Here is a 776-nt window from a genome sequence, read left to right on the forward strand (position 1 = left end):
GGGACTTGACGCGCTCGCCATGGCGCGTGGCTTGAACGGAGCAGGGCAGGGCAAGGGCAGGTGATCGCCCTCAACCCCAAAGCCCGCCGCTGAGTCCATGCACACTGACAAACAGATCTACCTGCTCCTCGGCGCCGACCCGGAGTTTCTGCGCTTGCTCACCAATGGCCTCAGCATCGATGGCTCTTACGACTTCGAGGCCATCGACGTCAAAGCCCTAGAGCGGCGCATCGACGGCGTCGTGCTCCCCGCCGACCTCAAGCAAGCGATCTGGGCGATCGAAGTGCAAGCTCAGAAAAAAAGACAACATCTACCATCGCCTGCTGATCGACATGGGCCTACTCGGCGAACGCCGCCCCGCGCAACCCGTCTGTGGACTGCTGCTGTTCCTCAGCCCCGAGCACGACCCGAAGACCGAACCCTGGCACAGCGCCATCGCCCGCGACCCCGAACTCCCGATCCGTCGGGTCTATCTCACCGAGGTGCTCAAACAGCTCAGCCAGACCCAGCCTGAGCACCCCTTGCTGGCCACCTTCTTGCCGTATCTGATCGAAGACTCCGCGAGCTTGCGCGAACAAGCCCCCATCGCCTATGGTCAGATCCAACAAGCCCCGCTGTCCGACACCGCCCGTCGCCATTGTCTCGATGTCTTCCAATCCTGGCTCATGGCGCGCTTTCAGGACCAGACCTTAGAGGAGATCCTCCGCATGCTTGGTGAAATGACCCCGCTCGAACAGACCCGTGCCTATCGGGAGATTGTCGCCAAAAACCAGCCA

At 61.9% G+C, this 776-nt stretch carries 1 protein-coding gene and 1 pseudogene; both read left to right on the plus strand.

Translation table 11 applies throughout. The features are described 5' to 3' along the window. Positions 1–97: 97 nt before the first annotated feature. Positions 98–229, plus strand: a pseudogene (locus VBE63_RS30750) (hypothetical protein); the annotation flags it as partial. A 103-nt stretch (positions 230–332) separates the two neighbouring features. Continuing rightward, the coding region (locus VBE63_RS30755) for a DUF2887 domain-containing protein (protein ID WP_323686739.1) at positions 333–776 on the plus strand (444 nt) is incomplete at its 3' end.

The sequence above is a fragment of the Lamprobacter sp. genome (genome assembly GCF_034860625.1).
Taxonomy (GTDB): Bacteria; Pseudomonadota; Gammaproteobacteria; order Chromatiales; family Chromatiaceae; genus Lamprobacter.